Raw genomic sequence first — 24,252 nt, 5'->3', positions numbered from 1 at the left:
TTGCCCGTAGTGGACTTAATCTTTATCTAACTGCGTCATGCTGACGGAGGAGAGATAGTTAAGCAGAGCAATGTCGTTATCAACGCCCAGTTTCATCATGGCCGATTTCTTTTGGCTACTGATGGTTTTGATGCTGCGGTTCAGTTTCTTGGCGATTTCGGTCACCAGGAAACCTTCAGCAAACAGGCGCAATACTTCGCTTTCTTTCGGCGAAAGACGTTTGTCACCGTAACCACTGGCGTTGATTTTCTCCAACAGTTTGGACACGCTTTCCGGCGTAAACTTCTTGCCTTTCTGCAATGCGGCCAGTGCCTTAGGTAGATCGGTAGGCGCACCTTGCTTCAGTACGATGCCTTCAATATCCAGATCCAACACGGCGCTGAGAATTGCAGGGTTATTGTTCATTGTTAGAACAATGATCGACAACTGCGGATAGTGGCGCTTGATATATTTAATCAGCGTGATGCCATCGCCATATTTATCACCAGGCATCGAAAGATCGGTGATCAGGACGTTAGCATCCAGCTTGGACAGATTGTTGATCAGTGCTGTTGAGTCTTCAAACTCCCCAACGACATTCACCCATTCAATTTGCTCAAGTGACTTCCGGATGCCAAACAGTACGATAGGATGGTCATCAGCAATAATTACGTTCAGGTTATTCATGTTGTTGGCTACCTTGCTGCAGCAGTCTACTGATGAAAAAATCAATCTGACTGATGTTATTCTCGATCTTAAGCGTATCACCGTCTGCGATGTGCTGTTCTAACGATTCACACAATTGCTTACCGGGAAGCAGGTTTAACATAGCAAACACCCCTTTCAGGCGGTGTGCGGTTTGAGTCAGCGCAGCAAAATCACTGCTGCCCGCCTCAGTATACAGTTTTTTGACATCTTCGGGTACTGTATCGATAAATAAACTATAGTAATCGCTTGATTTCAATTGTTTTTCATAGTGTTGAAAATCTTTTACACTCAAGGTGCGCAGGCTTTCCTCCCGATCGAGCGCGGCCATCTGTTGTTCCATCAGCATCAGAATGGCATCGATCATCGCACCGCTCAGATTATAGTTGACCCGAATATAGCCTTTGTCGAGCTGTTGCCAGCCGGTTTCATCGCTGGCCAGCAGCAACGTATAATCATCGGCCTGCTGAGGATTATCGGTAAGCAAGACGTCATAATTGCGGTTGAGCTGGTGCTCTTCGGCGACGATACAGTCAGCGCCATAGGCATTCAACAGGTGGGTGACAATGCTGCGAACTTCCTCTGAAGTGATGTCCAGCAGTGCCGTTACCCCGTCCAGCAACTTTTCTTGCACTTCCTCTTCCTGCTGGCTCTTTTCCAGCTCCAGGCTGACACGGATGGTATAACGGGTGCCGATGTCGATTTTACTGTGGATTTCCAACTTACCGTTTAGCTTCTTACATAGTTGATTACACAGGAAAAAGGTGAGTCCGGAGCCCTGATTGAAACGATCGGCCAGTGTCTGGCTGAGGAATGGGTAGGTGAGATTGCTGATTTCCTCACTGGAAATGCCGGAACCCGTATCGTTGATATGGAACACCAGATGATTCGGGCGATTCGCTTCATGTTCTACAATCAGCGTAATCTTGCCGTAGGACGTCGTGATGGTCGCGTAATGAAGCAGCAACGCTATAACCTTTCTTAGTGCATGGGTATCGCCGATGTATTGCTGGTCCGCAGCAAGATGGAAATGGCTGAATAGCGCCAATCCTTTCTGGTTGATAGCGGGCAGGGCATCCTGCAGCAGCTCATCGATCAGCACCAATGGGCTGAACGGCTGGCGCGAAGGCTGCCATTCCTGGGTTTCCAGCCGGGTGAGCAGGGTAATGTTCTCGATCAAACCCAGTACCGATGACGAAGCCAGATTCAGTTGGCTGAGCAGCGTCTGCCGCTGTTCTTCATCCGATGGCGTGCGCAGGCGCTCAGCCAACTCATGCATCTGCTGTACCGGCTGATTGAGTTCGATCCCCAGGTTATGCAACATCAGCTTGCGTGCCTGAACGTTTTTATCGTACTCATGGCGTGCTAACTGCAAGCGCTTGTTTACCAGCACTTCTCTGTCCTGATCGCGCAGCAGGAACAGATAGGTTTCGGCGGATAATTGGCTAGGGAAAATCCGGATTTCATAAACCTCATTATTGACCGTCACCTGGATCACCCCGTGATGCTGTTCTGCCATATGGGCGATTTTTTGCAAGCTGAGATGTGGCAGCAGGTGTTCGGCGATTTTGTTGCTGGTAATCACGCTGTTGCTGGCGAAATCATACACTAATAGCCCTGAGGGCAGGCTGGCGACAATTTCCCGGCTCAGTGCGCGCTCCTTCTCCAGTTCGGCGGCCATGTTCTCGCTTGGCCGAATGTATTGCTGGCGGATAAAGTAAATTCCCATCATCGACAGCGCCATCAGCAGTAGGTTAACCACCAGCAACCAGAGATTGTTGCGCAGCAGGTCAATGACCAGATTGATGGCAGGTACGCGGTAGACCAGTTTAAGCGGCGCATTGGGCAAGGCGACGCTGAATTCAACCCAACTGCCTTTTAACACGGCACTGGTCTCGGCAACGGCTTCGCTTGGCACTGCGTTTTCATCCAGTTCGGTATCGTCGGGCAACAGTAAGAAGTTGGCACGTGCCATATTGAGCGGAATGATGTCGTTAATCGGCAGATCGAAGGCGATCACCGTGGCTAAATGCCCTGGCTGATTAAACGTAGTGCGGATCGAAAACGAATAGGCGTTCTGAAGACGTTGTTTGCGCAGGCCAGAGAAACTTTCGCGTTCGTCCAGCATATTGGCCTGTTGCAGCATTTCTGCCCGGCGTTCCGTGGCTGTGGTGGTGAGGTAGTTTTCCTTTAAACGCGAGGTCAGTTCTTTAAGCGATTGGGTTGTGACCAGGCTCAGGCTATTATCTTGCCCATTGAGGTAATACATCGCATAGCTTTCGTTTTTTGCCCCCCAACGGACATCGAGGAAGTCTGAAATATTGGCGATCATCACCAGCGTACTGCTGTCGTGGTTGCCAAAAATCACCGCATCGGTCTTCTTGCGCAGTTTTTCCACGTAATAAACGTCCGGGTGCAGGCGGGTTTCCTGCCGGTGAGGTTCGACGGGCTGCGAGGCTGCATTACCAAATTTGTCGTAGATCTGGTAGGTAAGATAGCGGTAGCTATCAATCCGTTTTTGCAGAGCATTAGCGATGGTGCTAACGGAATACTTTTTCTCCGTCAGATAGGCATTGGTGTAGTTGTAACCATACAGGCCAAGAGCTACGGCTAGCAACACGATGAACAGCCAGAAACAGCGGGTGAGGTAGCTGGAGCTGATGGTCAGTCGTTTATTTTGCATTATACCCTTCATACTTGAAGCAGCAGGAGTCGTGGTGCTTACTTATCCGGGCAGCTAGAAGTACGCACACCAAGACTTATTCGCTTGCTGCCTACTGCAACGCCAAGTGCTTTGGGTCTGTAGGCAGCCCGTTTTTGAATTAGCGAGTGATCGCCTTAGCGCTCGCGGTAACGATCAATAACAAGGTGGCAACGCAGGCCAGGGCAAACGTCAGGCTTGAAAGCTGGGCGATGAAGCCGATCAATGCCGGGCCAGCGAGAATACCGGCATAGCCGACCGTGGTCACAGAGGCGATAGCCAGGTTGGCGGGCATTGCCTGTTGATTCCCTGCTGCGGTGAATAAGATGGGGACCACGTTGGAAGCACCTATGCCAACCAGCATAAAGCCAAGCAGCGACGTCAGCACGTTGTCGATAGCGATCGCCAACGCCAGGCCGATGGCTGCACACAGGCTGCCCAATAACAGCACCCGATATCTGCCCATGGCGTTGACCACGCGATCGCCGTTCAGCCGGCCGAGCGTCATTGTGATAGAGAACAGTGCATAACCGAGCCCTGCTTGGCTATGATCCATGCCACGAGATGCGGTAAGGAACAGAGCGCTCCAATCGAGCATTGCCCCTTCTGCCAGGAACATAATAAAGCACAGCAAACCAATGAACATCACCCAGCCACGCGGCAGCACGAACATTGGGCCACCGGCATCCCCGCCACTTTCCCGCAGCAGATTTTTACTGGCGATAGCAAGCAGTACCACAATCATGACGACGGTAATCAGCGTGGCCTGAAGTGGCCCAAAGCCTAGCCACAGCAAGGCGCTGACGCCGCCTGCTCCGACGATGCCGCCCACGCTGAAAAAGCCGTGAAAACCCGACATCATGGCCCGCCCGCTGGCGCGCTCAACCACCACGGCCTGTATATTCATGGCCACATCGATCATACCGATTGCTGCACCAAAAAGCAGCAGTGCCAGTGCCATACCCGCCGTTGAGTCCATCAGGACGAGCAGCGGTAAATCGATACACAGCAGCAACCCGGCCAGCAGTATCACGCGCCTGCAGCCAAATTTGCCGGTCAACAAGCCGGTCAGTGGCATTGCCAACATTGAGCCTGCACCGATGCATAGCAACAGTAAACCTAATGAGCCATCATCGATACCAATACGCGTCTTGGCAAAAGGCACCAGCGGAGCCCAGGCGGCCATACCGAGGCCCGCAATAAAAAAGGCCAGGCGAGTGGCAATCTGCGCTGGCACACCGGGTTTGGATTGTTCACTGCACAAAGTGGCTGTCATGTGGGTATTGGGATCGATTTTATTTAAGGGATTCAAATGAACCCTGTTTTTATCACAATCTGCGATCGGGGTCGAAAAGATTCGTGTTGTTGTCAGCTACGCCTTAGGAACAGGCACAGATTGCTATTCTGCGGTTTTCTCCTCTGCCTACTCTATCAATGAGAATTTAAATCATGAGGTTAGCATGGATCTGAAGATCGAGCGGGTCATCGAAACGGTGCTGTATGTGCGTGATATTGAGCGTGCTGCCGCTTTTTATCAGCAGGTGTTAAAGCTGCCAGTGATGGTGGCGAATGAGCGTTTCCGAGCTTATAACGTGGCCGATAAAAGCGTGCTTCTGTTGTTTATTGAAGGGGATTCGATGAACGGCGCTCATTATCCGGAAGGATATATTCCGCCGCACGATGGCCGTGGGCCACTGCATCTTGGTCTGGCCGTCAGCAAAGTACAATTGCCGCTGTGGGAACAGCATCTGGCTGAACATGGTATCAGGATCGAAGGGCGCATGCGCTGGGAGCACGGGGGCGAAAGTATTTATTTTCGCGATCCCGATGAACACTTGCTGGAGTTAGTGACGCCAGGCATTTGGGCTAATTACTGAGTAGGTCAGGTTTGTGCCTATATCATGTGTCGGCTCTCGTTGCTGATGTGGTTTGCGGCAAATAGCACTGAGAGACAAAGCATTATTGGTAGGAAAGCTTTTCGCCTTCTAGACTTACGGCATGGCACATGCATTTCAACAGGATGAGCTATGACCAAGAAACGGGTATTAACCGTTAGTATTGCGGCAGCATTTTCTGTCCTTGCTGGTTGTACCGCTTACGACAGGGCCGCGAGCTATGTGAAAGAGCCTGTGGTGAGCGATGTAAAAGTTGGGATGACTAGACAGCAAGTGCGGGCTATTGCCGGGCCGCCATCAACTTCTGCAACACTGATCCACGCAAAGGGAACCTGTGACACCTATGCCGTGGCACCGCACGATGGCAAAGCACAAACTTATTTTGTCAGCTTTAACGAAATGGGCCATGTGATGAACAAGGGGTATCAGAGTTGTTCCGAGTACGATACGCAGCCTAAATAATCGTCATCTATGATTTAAAATAAGCTCATTTTCGCGAAGTTCTTTATTTTTTAACCGCTAGTGGTCTGAAATTTAAGCAAGTGAACGTTTCTCCGCATTTTTTTGCATGGGAACGGTAGACATTTCATAACGGTATCGCTAATATCTGCGCCCATTGGAAGGATGGCCGAGTGGTTTAAGGCAACGGTCTTGAAAACCGTCGACGGGCGACTGTCCCAGAGTTCGAATCTCTGTCCTTCCGCCAAATTCAGCCGGCTTAGCTCAGTAGGTAGAGCAACTGACTTGTAATCAGTAGGTCACCAGTTCGATTCCGGTAGCCGGCACCATGATTAGATGTACGTAGTCTCTTAAGCCCAGCAATCTTAATGATTGCTGGGTTTTTTTGTTATTCTGGTGCTAGAAAACCTGCTCTCGTTACGAACAAAGATAGAGTAGGGAAGACGTGGAGTACGCCGGTTGATTGAACCGGCGCGGTAGAGCGGCAAACCTAAATATCATTGGTCAGCCACTGATCGGATTCGTCGAACATTTCTTCAAGCAGACGGTTTAGCTTCTCGCGGTCACTTTTGCTGGCATCGGAATTAAGAGCGTTTGCCTGCATGGGTTTTACTTTCACTTCAGCGTCAGGGAAGAGACGGTGCACACGTTTTGTCAGTTCGGCTTTAATAATTTCATCAGCCCCTGGAATGCCAGCAACGTTGCGTTTATCAAACACCAATTCAACGAACATAGTTAAACCTTAAAATAACTGTTTATGTATACAGTTATTTTGGCCGAGAGCTAGGGCATTGTGCAAGAAAAATATGAAGAAAATCTTGCGCTGACAACGCATTGCATAAACGCCATCCACGAGAATACCAATGGTTCAGACGGGGTCTTCCGTACCGTGGAAGACGGCCTCAATGTTGTAGCCATCAGGATCGTATACAAACGCGGCATAGTAATTTTTGTGATAGTGGTGACGGAACCCTGGAGCTCCGTTATCTTTGGCTCCTGCTGCCAATGCGGCTTCATAAAAGGCCTTCACCTGCGCTTGGCTTGTGGCGCGAAAGGCAATATGGATACGTGGCGTGCAGGGGGCACCGGTAGAGATCCAAAAAGCCCCACCTGGATCGTCTCCCGGTTGTAGCACGGTTTCACCATAACCTGCTGCGGCATCACCGAGCTGCAAACGCAGTGCATATCCTAATGGTGCCAGCACCTTCGAGTAGAATTCTTTACTTCGGGCAAATTGGCTTACGTTGATACCGGTGTGATCAATCATGCTTTACCTTCAAGTCAGAACAAGTCGGTTTGCGGCGAATGCCACTGTGATTATTAACCGCAAGAGCCAGTGTGGTTCCGTTCTGTACGATAACTATCTAGGTGAGCGTACAATAACCAGACTAACATGTAGGATTCAAATCGCAGAGCAGGGGCTATTGTGCGAGAGCAACTTCATGATCGGCAAATCACGGGCATAAAAAAACCAACCGTAACAGGTTGGTTTCTCTATAAAAAGTTGGTCGGCATGAGAGGATTCGAACCTCCGACCCCCGACACCCCATGACGGTGCGCTACCAGGCTGCGCTACATGCCGACGCAGTGCGATCTATACTACCGTTTCTCGTCATGAATTCAAGATGGCTTACCGCTGATTGCTTTAGATTTAAGCAGTTAGTTGGCAATAAAGCGTTTAACGTCTGTCAGCACCTGCAATAATAGCGCTAACGGAGGTTTTTCATCTTTTATCTCTTTATCATCCTGATCGTAGGCATGATAACTGCCGTTGCTGTCCAATAGCAGCGTCTGCTTGGGGGTAGTAATCACCAGCAGGCTGCGGTTGCCGGTAGCCAGCCAGTCGTTTTTCCGCTGTGCGGCAAACAGATCTTCACCCTGCGAATAATCGTTGGCGGCAGTGCTGACGTGTAACAGGCGCTGCATCAGGGTACGCATCACATCATTGTGGCTGGTCAGTTTATTGATCGTCTGCGCCGGTGTGCCAGGCCAATGGATGATCAGAGGAACCTGAAGCTGGCTGCGGTTGAAGCGGGTGCCTGCACCCCAGTCCCCTTTGCCGCTATCGTTGAATTCGACGCCGTTCTCCGCGGTGATCACCACCACTGTGTTGTCCAGCATCTGCTTTTCTTTCAGCGTTGCCAGCACCTGTGCGATCTGAGCATCGATGTCTTTCGCCGCCATACGGTAGTGCTGGATAAAAGCATCCTGTGTCTTGTCACTGTTTTGCAGGTCAGTACCGCTGTAATTAATGTAAGAGAACCATGGCGCATTATGATTTTGATTGGCCAACCAGCGCTGCCATTGCTGCGTGGTGAGTGCATCGCTCTGCACTATGGGCGCAGGGAGCGAGAAGTCAGCCAGCAACGCCTGGCGATATAGCGCCGCATTGAAGCCATCGGAAGAGAACAGCCCGAATTGATAGCCTTGATCGCTCAGCGCATTGATCAGTGCAGAAGGTTTGCGCCCTGCCAGAATGCCATCCAGATAAGTGGGCGAAATCCCGTAGAACAGGCCAAACAGGCCGGTATCAGCATGGTTGCCGGAGCTGTAATGATTGCTGAAACGGATGTTTTCCTGAGCAAAACGGGTGAGGGCAGGCATATCTTGTTCAAGATCGGCCTTACGAATGCCATCCACCACAATCATCAGCAGATTGTAACCGCTGCCTTTATCACGGTAGTTCAGTGGGCTCAGCGGGTATTCTACCGCGGCCGCTTCAGGGCTACCCTGCTGAATCAGGCGGCGCTCGTATTCTTCTTGGTTCAACAAACCGTGTTTTTCCAAAAACTTACGCGCGGTCATCGGATAAGAGAGCGGCAGATTGGCGCGCTGCATGGTGATCGGGCGATAGAAATTGGCATCGGCCCAGATATAAATCAGATGTGAAGCGAAGAACGAGCAGATAAACAGCGCTGCCAGCGGCTTGCCAAAACTACGCCGGTTAAGGCTGCGCAGTTTCTGCCAGCTCCAGGTGGCAAACAGCATTTGAATCAGGAAGATCACCGGTACGCTGATGAACATTAGTTGCCAATCGCGTGCTAGTTCACTTTGATCTGGGTTGATCACCAGTTCCCATACCACTGGGTTAAGGTGCAGGTGGAAGTGGGAAAAGACGGCGCTGTCGACCAGCAGCAGTGTTAGCCCGGCGGTGGCCAGCGCGGCAGAAATAAATCGCAACAGGCGTTGCGACATCACCACAAAGGTGAGCGGGAAGACGATCAGCAGATAGGCAGCAAACACAATAAAGCTGAACTGCCCAATCAGGCTGACTAACGCATAAATCCGCCCCAACAGTGAGGACGGCCAGTCGGCGACAAACAGGTAGCGGCTGCCCAACCCAATACTGAGCAGAATGTTAAATAAGGCGAACCAGTGCCCCCAACTGATCATCTGGGAGACTTTTTCACGATAACGCTGACGGTTTGTCACCATAAATAATTATTAATGCGCTTTATCTTCACGGATCGAAGCCTGTAGAGCTTCAGCAAAGGATCTTGCCAGTGACTTCCGCTGCGCGGGAGCAATACTGGTATTGATCAGGTTGGTTACCATGTTGCCCAGCACCATCAAAGAGAGATCGGTGGGAGTATGGTGTTTTTCCAAAACATTGACCAGTTCAGAAAGCAATTGTTCAACGTGTTCGTCACTGTAACGAGATGATTGTGGCATAAAGATTGTGCTCAAAGCCTGACAAAGTCCAACATCTTACCGTATAGGGCCGTGTTTTTCCGCTCTTTTATAGTGCGAAGATCGTTAAGGAAGTGATTATAGCTGCTGCCTGGCAGGAGACAGGGGCGTTAGCGGCTTCATTGATGCCAGCATCTGCCCGCACTTGAAATCCATTGGGTATCTGTTGCGGTTCGCAGCCTTCAGTGCTTGAATACGCGCTCAAAGAACAGGAGGATTAATCATGAGTCTGGATATCGACCAGATTGCGCTGCACCAGTTGGTAAAACGCGACGAACAGACGTTGGACGTGGTGCTACGCGATTCCCTTCTCCCCACTAATGCGGCGGTGGAAGAGATGATGGCAGAACTGCACCGCGTTTACAGTGCCAAGAGTAAAGCTTACGGCTTGTTCAACGAGGAAAGCGAGTTGGCGGACGCGTTGCGTACCTGCCGCAAGGGCGATGAAGACTTTCTGGCATTCAGCCGTGCGGCGACTGGTCGCCTGCGTGATGAACTGGCGAAATACCCGTTTGCCGATGGTGGCGTGGTGCTGTTTGGCCAATACCGTTTCCTGGCAGTGGAGTATTTGCTGATTGCCGTGCTGAACAGTTGTAACAGCATGCGCGTCAATGAAGAGCTGGACATCAGCACAACCCACTATCTGGATATCAACCATGCGGATATCGTGGCGCGTATTGATCTGACCGAATGGGAAACCAACCCGCAATCAACGCGTTATCTGACCTTCCTGAAAGGGCGCGTGGGGCGCAAAGTTTCTGATTTCTTCATGGACTTCCTGGCAGCGGCGGAAGGTTTGGATACCAAGGCGCAGAACCGTGGCCTGCTGCAGGCGGTGGACGATTACTGTGACGATGCACAGTTGGGTAAGAACGAGCGCCAGTCGGTGCGCCAGCAGGTTTACAGCTACTGCAATGAGCAATTACAGGCGGGTGAAGAGATTGAGTTGCAGGCTCTGTCGCAAGAACTCGCGCCGGTTGGCGAAAAAGATTTCCTGCAGTTTTCCAGCGAGCAGGGCTACCAACTGGAAGAGAGTTTCCCGGCGGATCGCGGCACGCTGCGGCAACTGACCAAATTTGCCGGTAGCGGCGGCGGTATCAGCCTGAACTTTGATGCCATGCTGTTAGGGGAGCGGATTTTCTGGGATCCAGCCACGGACACGCTGACGATCCGCGGGACACCGCCGAACCTGCGCGATCAGCTGCAACGCCGCTCAAGCGGCGGCAAATAAGCCGGATCGCAGCCAATAAAAAACGCCGCAATTGCGGCGTTTTCTACTTCGGCGTCCCGAAAGATCGATAACGTGGCGATTAAACGCGAACGAAGTCGATGTGAGCCAGTTTTGGCTTGAACGGGTGACGCTGTACAGCCTGAACCTTAACTTTGGTTTCTTTACCGTCGATAACCAGAGTTACTGCTTCGCTGTAGAATTCTGGTTTAACTTCCATGTTCTTTACAGAATCATGGTCTAATTCGATGGAAACTGCAGCTTCTTTGCCACCGTAAACGATAGCTGGGAATTTATTTGCTGCACGCAGGCGGCGGCTCGCACCCTTACCCTGGTCTTTACGTACTTGTACGTTGATAGTGAACATTGTTTTTTCTCTTAAAAGAAAATTTACCCTGCTACAGGCGACCCAGTAACAGGCTCGATAACCTGCTTTCACACTGGGTAAACCCAGGCAAAGCGGGCGGCATTTTAACGGAAAGCCACTCTATGGGCAACGAAAACCTGCCGCGCGCCGCTTAATAGAGCTCATTGGCCCGGCGAAAGCGCCCCTGATAATCAAAAACCTTTTCGCGTATTTGCCAGAACTGGCCGCGTTTGCGCGCCACGACAAAGTCCGGATGGCGCAACAGCGCCTGCTGCGCCAGAATGTCGGCCGCATTCTGCCAACTGAATGGCACCCCAGGAGCGCGCTGATGCGGCCGCAGGAACAGCATTTCAAACGCTTTTCGCTGGGCCGGGGTGTGCAGGCGGAAGCGTTCACTGGCGCTGGTGCCGTCTTCGTCGTAGTACGTGGCCTTCAGCCACTCCCCTTTATCATCGCGGCCGTTTTGTAACTCCATGCCGCCGCAGCGCAGTACCAGCGCATCTTTCAGCTTCAAGGCGGCTTTCAGCATATCATCAGGGTCGACCAGCACTTCCTGGCACTGATGGCAGCGGCGGGCGGCGATATCGTTTTCCGCGCCGCAGTGCGGGCAGTTTTTGAAACGGAAGCGATAGTCACATTGTTCACGGTGGCCGTCGTCGTCCTCAAGCCAGCCTTGGCAGCGGCGGCCATAGTGCTCGATGATCGCGCCGCTCTCGGTACATTTTCCCCAGAACAGATTGGCAAAGCCGCAGGCCGGGCAAAATACCTGCACCGGTTGGCTGCCCGCGTGGGGTTTGCTGACCCCTACTTCTGGGGTGAACAGATCGTGCGGGTTGCCTGCGTAGTCGAGAATCAAACACTCTTTCTTGCCGGGAGCCAGCCGCAGCCCGCGCCCGACGATCTGCTGATACAGGCTGACGGATTCGGTTGGCCGCAAGATCGCGATCAGATCAACATGCGGGGCGTCAAAACCGGTAGTCAATACCGCCACGTTAACCAGATAGCGCAGTTGCTGCTGCTTAAAGGCTTCGATCAGCGCATCGCGTTCGGCGGCGGGCGTTTCGGCGCTCACCAGGGCGGCTTCGCCGGCGGGCAGCAGGCCGTGAATTTCGCGGGCATGTTCTACCGTTGCAGCAAAGATCATCACGCCTTTGCGGGTTTGCGCATATTCCACAATCTGGCTGATGATGTGCGGCGTGATGCGATGCTGTTTTTTCAGTTCGCGGTTGAGATCGACTTCGCTGAATAAACCATTGCTTCTGGCCTCCAGCCGGCTGAAATCGTACTGCACGATGGGCATATCCAAGCGCTCTGGCGGAACTAGGAACCCGTGCTTGATCATATAACGCAGCGGCAGTTCATAGATGCAGTCGCGGAACAGGCTGCTGCTGTCGCCGCGAATGAAGCCGTGATAATGGAACTGATAGATCCACCCTTTCCCCAGCCGATAAGGGGTGGCTGTCAAGCCAAGCAGGCGCAGTTGTGGGTTGGCTTTTTGCAGATGCTGAATAATCTGTTGATACTGGCTGTCATCGTCGTCGCTGATGCGGTGGCATTCGTCGATAATCAACAGCGAAAAGGCGCTATCAAACAGCGCAAGATTGCGCGCTACCGACTGCACACTGCCAAAGACCACTTTACCGCTGCTCTCTTTCTGTTGCAGCCCGGCGGCAAAAATGTCTGCCTCCAGCCCGTAAGCACAATATTTGGCATGGTTTTGCGCCACTAACTCTTTGACGTGCGCTAACACCAGGACTCGCCCACGGGCGCGCTTTGCCAGTTCGGCAATCACCAAGCTTTTGCCCGCACCGGTCGGCAGCACGATCAGCGCCGGTTCAGGGTGCTGACGAAAATGTTGGATGGTGGCCTCGACCGCCTCCAACTGATAGGGGCGCAGGGTAAATGCCATGAATTAACGCCGTTTGCTGGAATGGGCCGCCGAGAGCCGGCTTTGCAATAGAAAGCCTTGCTGAAATCCTGTCATGCTGCTCCCTGAAGGGCGGATAAAGTTTCCCTTATTATGCCCTTCTGGCGCCACGGGTGCGAGAAGCTTGGAAATTGCTGCTGTTATGGCACCCTTTCCGCCGCTATACTTATGTGACAGCAATCGCTGTTTCCCCACGCGATTTTACTGATTCCTCCTCTTCGAACCTGCTTTTTGCACCTGGTGTAAGGGTGGGGCGTTATATTCAGAAACCCGATCAATGCGATCATAACAACGACAGGCAAAGCAGATTCAATGCGACTGGACAAATTTTTATCTCAACAATTAGGCATCAGCCGCGCACTGGTGGCGCGTGAACTGCGTGCCAAACGCGTTACCGTGGACGGTGAAGTGGTGAAGAGCGGGGCGATCAAGCTGACTCCAGAACAGGAAGTGACGTTCGACGGCAACGTGTTGTCGCAACTGACCGGGCCGCGTTATTTCATGCTCAATAAACCGCAGGGGTACGTGTGTTCCACCGAAGATCCGGATCACCCGACGGTGCTCTATTTCCTCGATGAACCCGTGGCCTACAAGCTGCATGCGGCGGGGCGATTGGATATTGATACCACCGGCCTGGTGTTGATGACCGATGATGGCCAGTGGTCGCACCGGATCACCTCGCCAAAACATCACTGTGAGAAAACCTATCTGGTTACGCTGGAGCATCCGCTGGCTGAAGACACCGCCCAGCGCTTTGAGCAGGGGGTACAATTGCACAATGAAAAAGACCTGACCAAACCGGCGCGCCTGGAAAAGATCGAAGATAATCTGGTGCGCTTGACCATCAGCGAAGGGCGCTATCACCAGGTAAAACGTATGTTTGCCGCCGTAGGCAACCGGGTCGTTGAACTGCACCGTGAACGCATTGGGGCTATTGCGCTGGATGATGATTTGGCTCCGGGAGAATATCGTCCGTTGACCGAAGAAGAGATAGCCAGCGTGGGTGCGCCGCACCTGCAGGATTGATTTTGCTGCCGATGAAGGAGTCATTGAACGTGCAACAGAAACGGACATCTCACCTGGGCTTGATCTTTATTCTCGGCCTGCTTTCCATGCTGATGCCACTGGCGATCGACATGTATTTGCCCAGTATGCCGATTATCGCCCAGGAGTTTGGCGTGGCGTCTGGTCGGGTACAGATGACGCTCAGCGCTTACGTGCTGGGCTTTGCCTTAGGCCAACTGTTCTATGGGCCGATGTCAGACAGCGTTGGCCGCAAGCCGGTGATCCTGTGGGGCACGTTGATCTTTGCCATCGCGGGCGGGGCCTGCGCCATGGCGCAGTCGGTTGAACAGCTGATCAACCTGCGTTTCCTGCATGGCCTGTCGGCGGCCGCCGCCAGCGTGGTGATTAACGCGCTGATGCGCGATATGTTCAGCAAAGATGAGTTTTCGCGCATGATGTCGTTCGTGATCCTGGTGATGACCATTGCGCCGCTGCTGGCCCCGATGATCGGGGGCGCGTTGTTGCTGTGGTTTAGCTGGCATGCCATTTTCTGGACCATGGGAGCGGCGGCACTGTTCGGCTCGGTGCTGGTGGCGTTCTTCATCAAAGAAACCTTGCCCAAAGCGCGGCGGCAGAAATTCCATCTGCGCACCACGCTGGGGAATTTCGGCTCATTGTTCCGTCATAAGCGGGTGTTGAGCTATATGCTGGCCAGCGCTTTTTCGTTTGCCGGGATGTTTTCCTTCCTCAGCGCCGGGCCTTTTGTTTATATCGAGCTGAATAACGTTTCCCCCCAGCATTTTGGTTACTACTTTGCGCTGAATATCGTGTTCCTGTTCCTAACCACCCTCATCAACAGCCGCAATGTACGCCGTGTCGGAGCCGTTAAAATGTTCCGCTTTGGTTTATCCGTACAGTTAGTGATGGGGATATGGTTGCTGCTGGTGAGTGCCAGCGGGCTGGGGTTTTGGGCACTGGTGCTGGGCGTAGCGGTTTATCTCGGTTGTATCGCCATGATCTCCTCCAACGCGATGGCGGTGATTCTGGACGACTTTCCGCATATGGCGGGAACCGCCTCCTCGCTGGCAGGCACCTTGCGTTTCAGCATTGGTGCGCTGGTTGGCACAATACTTGCTATGGCACCGGGTAAAAGCGTATGGCCGATGGTCTCCTCTATGGCATTGTGTAGCATTATTGCTATGTTGTTTTACCGCTTTGCCAGTACACCTAAGAAATAACCGATACCCCCTGTATTTCAAAAATACAGGGGTAGTGATACCGCGAAATGATTTTTTCGGGAAAGTATTATTACCCTGTGGGTTATATATGAACCACATATTTATAGCGTGATTTTCTTCCTCTCTATTTTCATAATTAATTGTGAGTTAAATCACACTGCTTAATCAGATAATTCCCCAAGAAAAGTAAAAATCATATTTTAATTCCCTGTCAATCGGTGACTTATTAACACTTATGTTGCATTTGGTGACCGGTGAGATACATACTATGAGGTAGTGCAATCTATACGGTTTTATGTATGGAAAAATAGTGCGCACGTAGTTATGTTGAATAGACCCTGAACGATTTTTTATATACCCAATGAATTTAAAAATGCAACCAGACTAAAGTCTGGGGGCTTGGTAAGCTAGCATCTATACCCCTCATACTTCAAGTTGCTTGGGTGTTGGCTGCCTTCGTTCACCCCAGTCACTTACCTGAGTAAGCTCCTGGGGCTTCGCTCAGTTGCCGCCTACAAGCAACTCGAATTATTTTGGGTATATACATTCTGAAAGGTATCAAAGATACATGTATTAAAAAATATAATAACTGCACTAACAATAACTCTAGGAAGGAGACACCGTGAAAAAAATACGTTTCTTGCGTTCTTTATGCATTGGGATATTTGTTGCCACACTCTCTGCCTGTGATTCTGGTGGGGGAGATTCATCAAACACAGAGACGCCAACTCCCCCTGTTACTCCCCCCGTTACTCCGCCAGTAACGCCTCCTGTTGTTCCACCGGAGCCTCCTATCGTCAGCCCACAGACTGCGGCCATGGATATTATTACGCAAGGCAAGGATGGCGTTGTCTTAGCGGGCGCTGAGGTATTCTTCAATGAAGTCAAGGTTTCATCCAGCGATCAAAACGGCGTAGCGCAGCTTTCTTCTCTCCCAGCGGATGATAAGGGGTTCTGGGTAGTGAAAGTGAAAAAAGCGGGTTATGTGACGCAGGCTGTTAAAGTCGCGGTGCAAGAAAAAATGCCACCGCTGATCGTTCACCTGATGCCCGTGACAGAGACCAAATACATTGAAGATATTGAAAAAGCGCAGGGTATTTCTAGCCTGACTATGGATGCCCACGTTATTTTGCCTGAGGCCGCGCTGGTTTATGCGGACGGAACGCCGGCTACGGGCAAAGCCCGGGTGGAGCTAACTCCCTGGGATATTGACAGTGATGACCTGAAAGCCATGCCTGCCAATGGGCGTGCTATCACCGCAGATAACCAGGAAGTTGACTTGATCAGCGCTGGGCTGATGGCCGTGGCGTTTTATGATGAAGCCGGTAACGCCTTGAATCTAGCAGAAGGCAAAACGGCTACCCTGCAAATGAGCCTGCCGTTTTCCAGCATTGACGGCCATGATTTATCGGCGGGTGGGGCAATCCCAATGTGGTATTTCAACGAGAGCCTGGGACTGTGGGAAGAAACGCCTGATGTCAAAGGATCTGCCGTCGTGGTGACCCGCGATGGAGAGAAAATGTTGATGGTAGAAGCTACTGTGCCACATTTCTCATCATGGAACTGGGATTTTAAATATGAATCTGCAGGTAGCACCTTCCTGCAATGCCTGGATCCCGCATCCAAACCTATTGCCTGTAGCATAACGGCCTCCGTAGTGCTGACCGATGGGTCAAAACTGGTTAAAAACAGTAGCATTGGCGCTGAGGGGGCAACAGTCTACAATATGCCCGATCGGGTCAAAGAGATTACTTGGGAAGCTACTGGTGCCTCAGCGGAAAGCCAACGTCTAATGGGTAAAGTTAAAAATCCATTAGATATGACGGGTGCGGGTGCTGCGCTCCCTGGTTCAATCTCTATTTCTTTATCTGCCCCTTATCAATATACGGCCCAATGCCTGTTGCCTGACTCTGTAGCCGTAGCCTGTAAGGCCAAGATAGCGCTCAATGGGAGTGCTGAGATTGACGAATATAGTTTACCTGCTGAGGGCGCTGCCATTTATACGCAACAGCTACCGCAACAGGCCAATTGGAGCGCGTATCAGTATATATCCAAAGGAAACGGTGAAATATGGAAATATACCGGAGAGGGTAGCAATGTATCACTGAGTGAAAATAAATTAGTAATGACGTTTGCGACGCCACCGGAAATAAATCAGCTACAATATTCTTATGTTCGCTGTAATCCTCAGGCATATGACTATAATTCAGGTGAAAATGTTGCGATTGCCCAATGTGACGTAACATTGATGCCTCAGGGAAGAGATCAGATCGACCCAGTAGAAATTATACCTGTTACAGCGACCATTCCTACCGGAGTCATTTATCCCATAAGCCTCCGCGTTGAATGGCTTGATATGACTTATCAATATTTTAATATACAGGCAAGTAATTTGGATACTTTAAAGAATAGCGATCAATGCTATTTCCAGTCCTATGATTGGATGCCATTTGACGATCTGTTGAGTCACCAGATTCATGATCTCTCCTTGAATGGGTATTGTGGGATAGTACCGATGCGTTGATACGTGTTATCTGTTTTGTTGCTGTTAAACCTGTGAGCCCAATGGCATGGGCTCACAGTATTGCCATCTCACCCAGCCCATTCGCCCGCAACCTCGACGCCTCTGGTCTCTCCCATCAGTGGGTGAATCGACTGTGTTTTTTTTGTTAAAAATCACGCCTTCGTTTAATAAGCTGCAGAGTTGCAACCTTGCTGGCAGCATGAGGCCGTTTCTCTACCATTCCTGATTTTAATCATATCGTTATAATGAGATATGGAGGTTGTGCATTGGCCGGGTGTTTACGTAATGTAAAATTATAGCAATTGTAAAGTAACTACATTGCAATAAAAAAATGTTGAGTTCAGGGGCTGAAAGGGTTACATATAACGCAAAAAATGCGAGCTGAATCGCAAAATGCGGTGAAATAAGATTTTACGGTAGGTGATAAAACCGAGTGATATCAGCGAGTACGGTGGTTTGGTTAATTTTTTGTGAAAATTTTACGTTTAAATAACACTTGTTCGCAGCAAAGTGGGTTGATTACGGCTATAACTAAGTAGTCCTGTGATGTAAAAAAGTGTTTCACCTTTTCATACTAGGGATTTGATGTGGATACTCTCCAGCTTTCGGTAGTGCACCGCTTGCCGCAAAGTTATCGTTGGCTATCAGGTTTTACCGGCGTTAAGGTTGAGCCGACCCCGCTAAGCGGTATAGACGAAGATAACACTTTGATCGGCCTCAAGCTGCTCAGTCATGATGGAAATGATGCCTGGCTCGTGATGCAGCAACTCAACCAATCTCTGCAAGAGATTCAGGTCAATTGCGCCATTGTGGAATGGGAAGGTGAGCCTTGCCTGTTTGTTCCTCATCGCGATGAAAGTGCCGCCATGTGTCGGCTAAAAAACGTGGGCGCGGCAATTGCTGAGCAGCTTAGTGCACAATACCCTTTCTAGAACCCCCTGTTAATCGACCAACTGCAATAATTGCCGTGTATAAGCCGCCGAGGGCGCATTGAAAATCGTTTGGCAGTGCCCTTGCTCCACCACTTCTCCCTGACGCAGCACAATGACCTGATGGCAGAGCGCACGTACAACGTGCAGATCATGGCTGATAAACAGATAAGCTAATTGGTGACGCTGTTGTAACGATTTCAGCAACATCAGGATCTGTGCCTGGACCGACTTATCCAATGATGAGGTTGGCTCGTCCAGGATCAGCAACTGTGGTTGCAGGATCAGCGCACGGGCAATGGCAATCCGTTGGCGCTGCCCGCCGGAGAATTCGGTTGGATAGCGATGACGCAGCGCCGGATCCAACCCAACTTCCTGTAATGCCTCAATCACCCGCTGTTCACGTTGCTCCGCCGTCAGCTGTTGATGAACCTCCAAGCCCTCGGCGATAATCTGCTGTACGTTCAGCCGCGGGTTTAACGCAGAGTAGGGATCCTGGAAGACGATCTGCATACGGCTGCGGTAAGGCAGCATCTGCTGGTTATTGAACTGGTGCAGCGGTTGGCCATCAAACCAGATGGCACCTTGGGAGCTCAGCAACCGCAGCAGCGCCAGGCCGGTGGTGCTTTTACCTGAGCCTGATTCGCCAACCAGGCCTACGCTTTCCCCCGGCTGCAGCTCGAAGCTCAAATTCTTCAAGGCATAGTTCTGATCGACGACGCGCCGCAGCAGGCCGCGTTTGATCGGGAAGCTGACCTGCAAATTCTCTACTTTCAGCAGCGGGCTGCCTGATTGTTGGTTAAACGGAAGCGGCAAGGGTTCACCGACGTCCTCGGCGGCCAGCAACTGGCGGGTATAGGCATGCTGTGGTGCGCTGAACAGGCGTTCGCGGCTGTTGTGTTCCACGCATAACCCTTGGCGCATCACCGCCACATTGTCTGCCAGGCGGCGCACGATATTCAGGTTATGGGTGATAAACAGCAGTCCCATGCCTAACTCCTGCTTCAGCTCTTTCAGCAAGATCAGGATCTGGGCTTGGATGGTAACATCCAGTGCGGTTGTGGGTTCGTCGGCAATCAGCAGTTTTGGCTGCGTCAACACTGCCATGGCGATCATTACCCTCTGCCGCTCCCCGCCGGAAAGCTGGTGTGGGTAATCTTGCAGACGTCCTTTGGCATTACGGATGCCAACCCGATCCAGGCACTGGATAATCTCACTGCGCGCGCTATCACGCCGCATGCCCCGGTGCAGCATCAGCACCTCTGCCAGCTGTTTCTCAATGGTGTGCAGCGGATTCAGCGACACCATCGGTTCCTGGAAGATCATGGAGATCTGGTTACCGCGCACCTTACGCAGTTCGGTTTCTGTGGCATGCAACAGCGAATCGCCGTTAAACAGGATATCACCACCAGGGTAGACCACCGGCGGTGCAGGCAACAAGCGCAGCACGGAAAGGGCGGTGACGCTTTTACCCGAGCCGGATTCACCGACCAGCGCCAGCGTTTCCCCTTGTTCAATCTGCAGTGAAACGCCGTTAACCACCTGATTCAACGCTCCTCCCTGACGGAAAGCGATGCTGAGATCCTGAATGGCAAGCAGAGGAGTCGTCATATCAATGCGCCTTGCTGGGGTCGAAGGCGTCACGAACCGCTTCGCCAATAAAAATGAGTAATGAGAGCAGCACCGCCAGCACCAGAAAAGCGGTAATGCCTAACCAAGGTGCCTGCAGGTTATTCTTGCCCTGCAATAACAATTCACCGAGTGAGGGGGAGCCAAGCGGCAGGCCGAAACCGAGAAAATCGAGTGAGGTGAGGGTGGTAATCGAACCGCACAGAATAAACGGCAGGAAGGTCAAGGTAGCGACCATAGCATTCGGCAGCATATGGCGATACATAATCACTCGGTCTGGCACGCCCATGGCTCTGGCGGCGCGTATATAGTCATAATTGCGGGTACGCAGGAACTCGGCGCGCACGACGCCCACCAGGCTCATCCAACCAAATAGAATAGTGATTGCCAGCAACCACCAGAAGTTGGGCTGCACGATGCTGGAAAGCAAAATGATCAGGAACAGCGTTGGCATCCCGGACCACACCTCAATAAAACGTTGCCCCCACAGATCGAACCTGCCGCCGTAATAGCCCTGCGTGGCTCCGACACAAATGCCGATAACGCTGGAAAACAGCGTCAGCGCCAGCCCGAACAACATGGAGATGCGGAAACCATAAAGCACCCTAGCCAATACGTCGCTGCCGTTACTGTCGGTGCCGAGCAGGTTCTGCCGCGAAGGTGGTGAGGGGAAGGGGACTTTGGTGGCAAAGTTAATGGTGTTGTAACTGAAGCGGATCGGAGCCCAGATCGCCCAACCGTGCTGATCGATCTGTTTCAGTACGAAGGGATCCTGAAAGTCGGTGATGGTGTTCAACTTGCCGCCAAAGGTGGTTTCACTGTAATTGACTATAAACGGCACATACAGGCGGCCTTCATAACGCACCAGTAAGGGTTTGTCGTTGGCAATCAGATTGGCGGCCAGGCTGAGGATAAAGACCACCAGAAACAGCCACAGTGACCAGTAACCGCGGCGGTTAGAGCGAAAGCGTGCCCAGCGGGCCTGATTGATGGGGCTTAAGCGGCTCATTGACGTGCCTCGAAATCAATGCGCGGATCGACCAGGGTATAGGTGATATCGCTGACAATATTCAGCAGCAGACCGATCAGGGTAAACATATACAGCGTGCCGAACATCACGGGATAGTCGCGTTGCAGCGTGGCGTCATAACCCAGCAGCCCAAGGCCGTTGAGTGAGAACATCACTTCGATCAGCAGCGAACCGGTGAAAAACATGCTGATAAAGGTGGCCGGAAAGCCGGCGATCACCAGCAGCATGGCGTTGCGGAACACGTGGCGGTAGAGGATTTTTTTCTCGTCCAGCCCTTTGGCACGGGCGGTGACCACATATTGCTTGCGGATCTCATCCAGGAACGAGTTCTTGGTCAACATGGTCAGGGTGGCGAAACCGCCGATCACCGTCGCCAGCACAGGCAGGGTGATGTGCCACAGGTAGTCGATAATTTTGCCGTACCAGGGCAGGGTATCGAAATTACTGGATACCAGCCCGCGCAGTGGGAACCAGTCAAGGTAGCTGCCGCCGGCGAACAGCACGATCAGCAGGATAGCGAACAGGAAGGCCGGAATGGCATAGCCGATGATGATCAGCGTGCTGCTCCAGGTATCAAAGGCGCTGCCGTTATGAATAGCTTTACGGATCCCGAGCGGTATAGAGACGAAATAGATGATCAGCGTACTCCATAGCCCCAGGGTAATGGAAACCGGCAGGCTTTGGCCAACGAGCTGCATCACTGAGGCTCCGCGGAACAGACTATCGCCAAAATCTAAGCGCATATAGTTCCACAGCATGGCAAAGTAGCGTTCATGCAAGGGTTTATCGAAGCCATAGCGCTGGGTGATTTCTGCAATCACTTCAGGATCCAGCCCGCGTGAACCACGGTATTGGCTGTCGCCAACGTTAGCGACGCCCGCTTTGACATGCCCAAGGCCATCACCACCGCCTCCGCCGCCAAAACCGCTGGTTTGGCCCAGCTCAATGGTGGCGATTGCCTGATCGACCGGCCCACCAGGTGCAATTTGCACGATAAAAAAGTTGATCGTGATGATCGCCCACAGCGTGGGGATCACCAGCAATAATCTGCGTATCAGATAAGCGGCCACCACAGACTCCTTATTGCCGTTGTGCGGGCAGGCGTGCCGCCTTGTTGACGTCAAACCACCAGTTATCAAACCCAATAGAATAGGTTGGGCGTATCGCCGGTGAGGAGAACTTATCCCAATAGGCGTAGCGATCGTGATTGGAGTACCACATTGGCAGCATGTACATGTTCCAGGTCAGCACCCGGTCCAGCGCGCGCCCAAGGGACAGTAAGGCTTTTTCATCCCCTTGGTGCTTCACGATTTGCCGCACCAGGCTATCGACGGCGGGATCGCTGACGCCAGGCGTATTCCAACTGGAATCGATATAATCCGAATCCCAGCGGATCTGCAGCGAAGAGTTTGGGAATGGCATCGCAGAATATACCGTCGGCATCATATCAAAGTCACGCTTACGCATGCGGCGTGTGAACTGGCTGGCGTCTATTTCGCGGATCTGCATATCAATGCCTAGGCGCTTCAGGTTGTGCTGGAATGGCAACACATACTGGAAGTTACTGCCGCTCAGCAGCATCAGTTCGAAAGTAAAAGGCTTGCCGGTTTGGCTATTGACCAACTGCTGATCTTTCACTTCCCAACCGGCCTGTTGCAGCAGTTCGGTGGCTTTCAACAGGTTTTCCCGGTTGTTACCGCTGCCGTCGGAGGTCGGCGGCTGGTAGATTGAAGTAAAGACCTCTTCAGGCACTTTGCCTTTGAGCGGAGCCAACCAGGCCAACTCGGCGGCATCCGGGTAGCCGCTGGCTGCGTACACCGTATTCTGAAAATAGCTGTTGGTGCGCTGATAGGCATCGTAATACAGCGCTTTATTCATCCAGTCGAAGTCAAACGCCAGCGTAATGGCTTCCCGTACCCGGCGATCGGCAAAGATCGGGCGTTGAACATTAAAGGCCAGCCAGCGCGCATTTTGCGCAGCCTGATTGGTTTCATCCTGCTTGATGATGAAGTTGCGCGCGAAGTTACCGCCTTGATACTGAGTAGCCCAGCTTTTGGGCGATCCTTCCGGGCGGAAATCGTAAGCCCCGGCTTTAAAGGCCTCAAGGGCCACTTTATCGTCCAGGTAGTAATCATAACGCAGCGTATCGAAGTTATAACGCCCGCGATTCACCGGCAGGTTGGCGGCCCAGTAGTCGCGTACTCGCTCATAGGTAATGTATTGGCCCAGGCGGTAGCTACCGACTTTATAAGGGCCGCTACCGAGCGGTGGGGTATTCAGTGGTTCACTGAGCTTGTGGTCCTGCCAGAAATTTGCTGACAGGATAGGAAGGCCGAATAGGCCGAGCAGTTGGTCTTTATCGGGTTTGGGAAGCTCTATGCGTACCGTTAAGTGGGAAATGGCTTTCACCGTGACGCCTTTATAAATGGTACGAAATTGCGGCACGCCTTCGGTCATGAATTTATTAAACGTGAAGGCCACATCGGCAGCGGTAATCGGGCTACCGTCATGAAAGCGGGCGCGGGGGTTGATATCCAGCTCCATCCAGCGCATATCGGGCGGAAAACGCGCCGATTCGGCGATCAGCGGATAATAGCTGGAGGGTTCATCGTCAGAGTTGGTAAAGAGCGTATCGTAAAGTTCCCCGGTTCTCTCGCCGGGAACGCCGCGCGAGGCGAAACGGTTGAAATTATCATAGGTGCCGATGGCTGCCAGCCTTACGTCTCCCCCTTTTGGCGCTGCGGGGTTTACGTAGTCAAAATGGCTGAAATCGGTGGCGTATTTAGGCTCACCGAGCGTGGCGAAAGCGTAGCTTTCATTGAGGGTTTCGGCCTGCACACCGAAACTGAGTGCCGAAAGCACCAGGGCAGCAAAAAGGCGCACGGACATCTTTACGGTAAGCTCCTGCTGTGTAGTCAATTAAACCGGCCATCAGCATACCATTTC

Annotated in this window: 20 protein-coding genes and 3 tRNA genes; 9 read left to right on the top strand and 14 right to left on the bottom strand. The window is 52.0% G+C overall.

What is annotated here, in order from left to right; genetic code table 11:
• Positions 1 to 15: 15 nt before the first annotated feature.
• From rcsB to BMI79_RS07700, 3 genes are all read right to left on the bottom strand, one after another.
• Complete coding sequence (gene rcsB / locus BMI79_RS07710) at positions 16 to 666, bottom strand: response regulator transcription factor RcsB (protein ID WP_025122830.1); 651 nt, start codon at positions 664 to 666, stop codon at positions 16 to 18.
• Positions 659 to 3,367, bottom strand: coding sequence for a phosphotransferase RcsD (gene rcsD / locus BMI79_RS07705; RefSeq protein ID WP_076941544.1), 2,709 nt, complete (start codon positions 3,365 to 3,367; stop codon positions 659 to 661). Before rcsD ends, rcsB begins: the two co-directional genes overlap by 8 nt.
• A 139-nt stretch (positions 3,368 to 3,506) precedes the next feature.
• Positions 3,507 to 4,661, bottom strand: a complete 1,155-nt coding sequence (locus BMI79_RS07700; protein WP_076941700.1) for an MFS transporter — start codon at positions 4,659 to 4,661, stop codon at positions 3,507 to 3,509.
• 184 nt (positions 4,662 to 4,845) lie between these two features.
• On the opposite strand from BMI79_RS07700, the gene BMI79_RS07695 reads away from it, so the two are divergent.
• The 4 genes from BMI79_RS07695 to BMI79_RS07680 all read left to right on the top strand — a co-directional run bounded on the left by BMI79_RS07695 (position 4,846) and on the right by BMI79_RS07680 (position 6,068).
• Entirely contained in the window at positions 4,846 to 5,262 is a 417-nt protein-coding gene (locus BMI79_RS07695) for a VOC family protein (RefSeq protein ID WP_076941543.1), read from the top strand.
• Between the two features lie 150 nt (positions 5,263 to 5,412).
• On the top strand, positions 5,413 to 5,742 hold the full coding sequence (gene osmE / locus BMI79_RS07690) for an osmotically-inducible lipoprotein OsmE (protein WP_076941542.1): 330 nt from the start codon (positions 5,413 to 5,415) through the stop codon (positions 5,740 to 5,742).
• A 156-nt stretch (positions 5,743 to 5,898) separates the two neighbouring features.
• Positions 5,899 to 5,986: transfer RNA gene (locus tag BMI79_RS07685), tRNA-Ser, on the top strand.
• A 6-nt stretch (positions 5,987 to 5,992) separates the two neighbouring features.
• Positions 5,993 to 6,068 (top strand) — tRNA-Thr (locus tag BMI79_RS07680).
• A 161-nt stretch (positions 6,069 to 6,229) separates the two neighbouring features.
• Here the strand turns inward: BMI79_RS07680 and BMI79_RS07675 are convergent.
• The 5 genes from BMI79_RS07675 to BMI79_RS07655 all read right to left on the bottom strand — a co-directional run bounded on the left by BMI79_RS07675 (position 6,230) and on the right by BMI79_RS07655 (position 9,411).
• Complete coding sequence (locus BMI79_RS07675; protein WP_076941541.1) at positions 6,230 to 6,472, bottom strand: DinI family protein; 243 nt, start codon at positions 6,470 to 6,472, stop codon at positions 6,230 to 6,232.
• 135 nt (positions 6,473 to 6,607) lie between these two features.
• Complete coding sequence (locus BMI79_RS07670; protein WP_076941540.1) at positions 6,608 to 7,006, bottom strand: VOC family protein; 399 nt, start codon at positions 7,004 to 7,006, stop codon at positions 6,608 to 6,610.
• Between the two features lie 238 nt (positions 7,007 to 7,244).
• Positions 7,245 to 7,321 (bottom strand) — tRNA-Pro (locus BMI79_RS07665).
• Positions 7,322 to 7,398: 77 nt separating this feature from the next.
• Positions 7,399 to 9,174: an LPS biosynthesis-modulating metalloenzyme YejM gene (gene yejM, locus BMI79_RS07660; RefSeq protein WP_076941539.1), complete on the bottom strand. Its 1,776-nt coding sequence runs from the start codon at positions 9,172 to 9,174 to the stop codon at positions 7,399 to 7,401.
• Between the two features lie 9 nt (positions 9,175 to 9,183).
• Positions 9,184 to 9,411, bottom strand: coding sequence for a YejL family protein (locus tag BMI79_RS07655; protein ID WP_076941538.1), 228 nt, complete (start codon positions 9,409 to 9,411; stop codon positions 9,184 to 9,186).
• A 241-nt stretch (positions 9,412 to 9,652) separates the two neighbouring features.
• On the opposite strand from BMI79_RS07655, the gene yejK reads away from it, so the two are divergent.
• On the top strand, positions 9,653 to 10,660 hold the full coding sequence (gene yejK / locus BMI79_RS07650; RefSeq protein WP_076941537.1) for a nucleoid-associated protein YejK: 1,008 nt from the start codon (positions 9,653 to 9,655) through the stop codon (positions 10,658 to 10,660).
• Between the two features lie 79 nt (positions 10,661 to 10,739).
• Here the strand turns inward: yejK and rplY are convergent, their stop codons facing one another.
• Together rplY and radD are read right to left on the bottom strand one after the other, a co-directional pair.
• The gene (rplY, locus tag BMI79_RS07645; RefSeq protein ID WP_076941536.1) at positions 10,740 to 11,024 is read right to left on the bottom strand and encodes a 50S ribosomal protein L25; all 285 of its coding nucleotides are present in this window, start codon (positions 11,022 to 11,024) and stop codon (positions 10,740 to 10,742) included.
• 151 nt (positions 11,025 to 11,175) lie between these two features.
• Positions 11,176 to 12,933: a DNA repair helicase RadD gene (gene radD / locus BMI79_RS07640; RefSeq protein ID WP_076941535.1), complete on the bottom strand. Its 1,758-nt coding sequence runs from the start codon at positions 12,931 to 12,933 to the stop codon at positions 11,176 to 11,178.
• Positions 12,934 to 13,263: 330 nt separating this feature from the next.
• Between radD and rsuA the strand changes: the two genes are divergently transcribed.
• The 4 genes from rsuA (at position 13,264) to BMI79_RS07620 (ending at position 18,650) form a co-directional block, all read left to right on the top strand.
• Positions 13,264 to 13,977, top strand: coding sequence for a 16S rRNA pseudouridine(516) synthase RsuA (gene rsuA / locus BMI79_RS07635; RefSeq protein ID WP_076941534.1), 714 nt, complete (start codon positions 13,264 to 13,266; stop codon positions 13,975 to 13,977).
• A 29-nt stretch (positions 13,978 to 14,006) separates the two neighbouring features.
• Entirely contained in the window at positions 14,007 to 15,194 is a 1,188-nt protein-coding gene (locus BMI79_RS07630; RefSeq protein ID WP_076941699.1) for a Bcr/CflA family multidrug efflux MFS transporter, read from the top strand.
• 622 nt (positions 15,195 to 15,816) lie between these two features.
• A complete protein-coding gene (locus BMI79_RS07625) occupies positions 15,817 to 17,718 on the top strand; it encodes a hypothetical protein (RefSeq protein WP_125828749.1) in 1,902 nt (633 codons plus the stop codon).
• Between the two features lie 587 nt (positions 17,719 to 18,305).
• Positions 18,306 to 18,650, top strand: a complete 345-nt coding sequence (locus BMI79_RS07620) for a YejG family protein (protein ID WP_076941532.1) — start codon at positions 18,306 to 18,308, stop codon at positions 18,648 to 18,650.
• Between the two features lie 9 nt (positions 18,651 to 18,659).
• Here the strand turns inward: BMI79_RS07620 and yejF are convergent, their stop codons facing one another.
• From yejF to BMI79_RS07600, 4 genes are read right to left on the bottom strand one after another with little or no spacing between them, the layout of a single operon-like run.
• Positions 18,660 to 20,258 carry a microcin C ABC transporter ATP-binding protein YejF gene (gene yejF, locus BMI79_RS07615; protein WP_076941531.1) on the bottom strand — a complete coding sequence of 533 codons (1,599 nt, stop codon included), beginning with the start codon at positions 20,256 to 20,258 and terminating at the stop codon, positions 18,660 to 18,662.
• Position 20,259: 1 nt separating this feature from the next.
• Positions 20,260 to 21,285, bottom strand: coding sequence for an ABC transporter permease (locus tag BMI79_RS07610; protein WP_076941530.1), 1,026 nt, complete (start codon positions 21,283 to 21,285; stop codon positions 20,260 to 20,262).
• On the bottom strand, positions 21,282 to 22,376 hold the full coding sequence (locus BMI79_RS07605) for a microcin C ABC transporter permease YejB (RefSeq protein ID WP_076941529.1): 1,095 nt from the start codon (positions 22,374 to 22,376) through the stop codon (positions 21,282 to 21,284). The genes BMI79_RS07610 and BMI79_RS07605 overlap by 4 nt, the downstream gene beginning before the upstream one ends.
• Positions 22,377 to 22,386: 10 nt before the next feature.
• Positions 22,387 to 24,195 (bottom strand): extracellular solute-binding protein, encoded by a 1,809-nt coding sequence (locus tag BMI79_RS07600; RefSeq protein WP_076941528.1) that lies wholly within the window; start codon positions 24,193 to 24,195, stop codon positions 22,387 to 22,389.
• Between the last annotated feature and the right edge of the window lie 57 nt (positions 24,196 to 24,252).

The sequence above is a fragment of the Serratia oryzae genome (assembly GCF_001976145.1).
Lineage (GTDB): Bacteria > Pseudomonadota > Gammaproteobacteria > Enterobacterales > Enterobacteriaceae > Chania > Chania oryzae.
This window is presented reverse-complemented; position numbering and strand designations above follow the sequence as displayed.

Coding starts and splice junctions, on each gene's coding strand:
- rcsB (WP_025122830.1), bottom strand. CDS start 666: ATGAATAACCTGAACGTAATTATTGCTGATGACCATCCTATCGTACTG.
- rcsD (WP_076941544.1), bottom strand. CDS start 3,367: ATGCAAAATAAACGACTGACCATCAGCTCCAGCTACCTCACCCGCTGT.
- BMI79_RS07700 (WP_076941700.1), bottom strand. CDS start 4,661: ATGACAGCCACTTTGTGCAGTGAACAATCCAAACCCGGTGTGCCAGCG.
- BMI79_RS07695 (WP_076941543.1), top strand. CDS start 4,846: ATGGATCTGAAGATCGAGCGGGTCATCGAAACGGTGCTGTATGTGCGT.
- osmE (WP_076941542.1), top strand. CDS start 5,413: ATGACCAAGAAACGGGTATTAACCGTTAGTATTGCGGCAGCATTTTCT.
- BMI79_RS07675 (WP_076941541.1), bottom strand. CDS start 6,472: ATGTTCGTTGAATTGGTGTTTGATAAACGCAACGTTGCTGGCATTCCA.
- BMI79_RS07670 (WP_076941540.1), bottom strand. CDS start 7,006: ATGATTGATCACACCGGTATCAACGTAAGCCAATTTGCCCGAAGTAAA.
- yejM (WP_076941539.1), bottom strand. CDS start 9,174: ATGGTGACAAACCGTCAGCGTTATCGTGAAAAAGTCTCCCAGATGATC.
- BMI79_RS07655 (WP_076941538.1), bottom strand. CDS start 9,411: ATGCCACAATCATCTCGTTACAGTGACGAACACGTTGAACAATTGCTT.
- yejK (WP_076941537.1), top strand. CDS start 9,653: ATGAGTCTGGATATCGACCAGATTGCGCTGCACCAGTTGGTAAAACGC.
- rplY (WP_076941536.1), bottom strand. CDS start 11,024: ATGTTCACTATCAACGTACAAGTACGTAAAGACCAGGGTAAGGGTGCG.
- radD (WP_076941535.1), bottom strand. CDS start 12,933: ATGGCATTTACCCTGCGCCCCTATCAGTTGGAGGCGGTCGAGGCCACC.
- rsuA (WP_076941534.1), top strand. CDS start 13,264: ATGCGACTGGACAAATTTTTATCTCAACAATTAGGCATCAGCCGCGCA.
- yejF (WP_076941531.1), bottom strand. CDS start 20,258: ATGACGACTCCTCTGCTTGCCATTCAGGATCTCAGCATCGCTTTCCGT.
- BMI79_RS07610 (WP_076941530.1), bottom strand. CDS start 21,285: ATGAGCCGCTTAAGCCCCATCAATCAGGCCCGCTGGGCACGCTTTCGC.
- BMI79_RS07600 (WP_076941528.1), bottom strand. CDS start 24,195: ATGTCCGTGCGCCTTTTTGCTGCCCTGGTGCTTTCGGCACTCAGTTTC.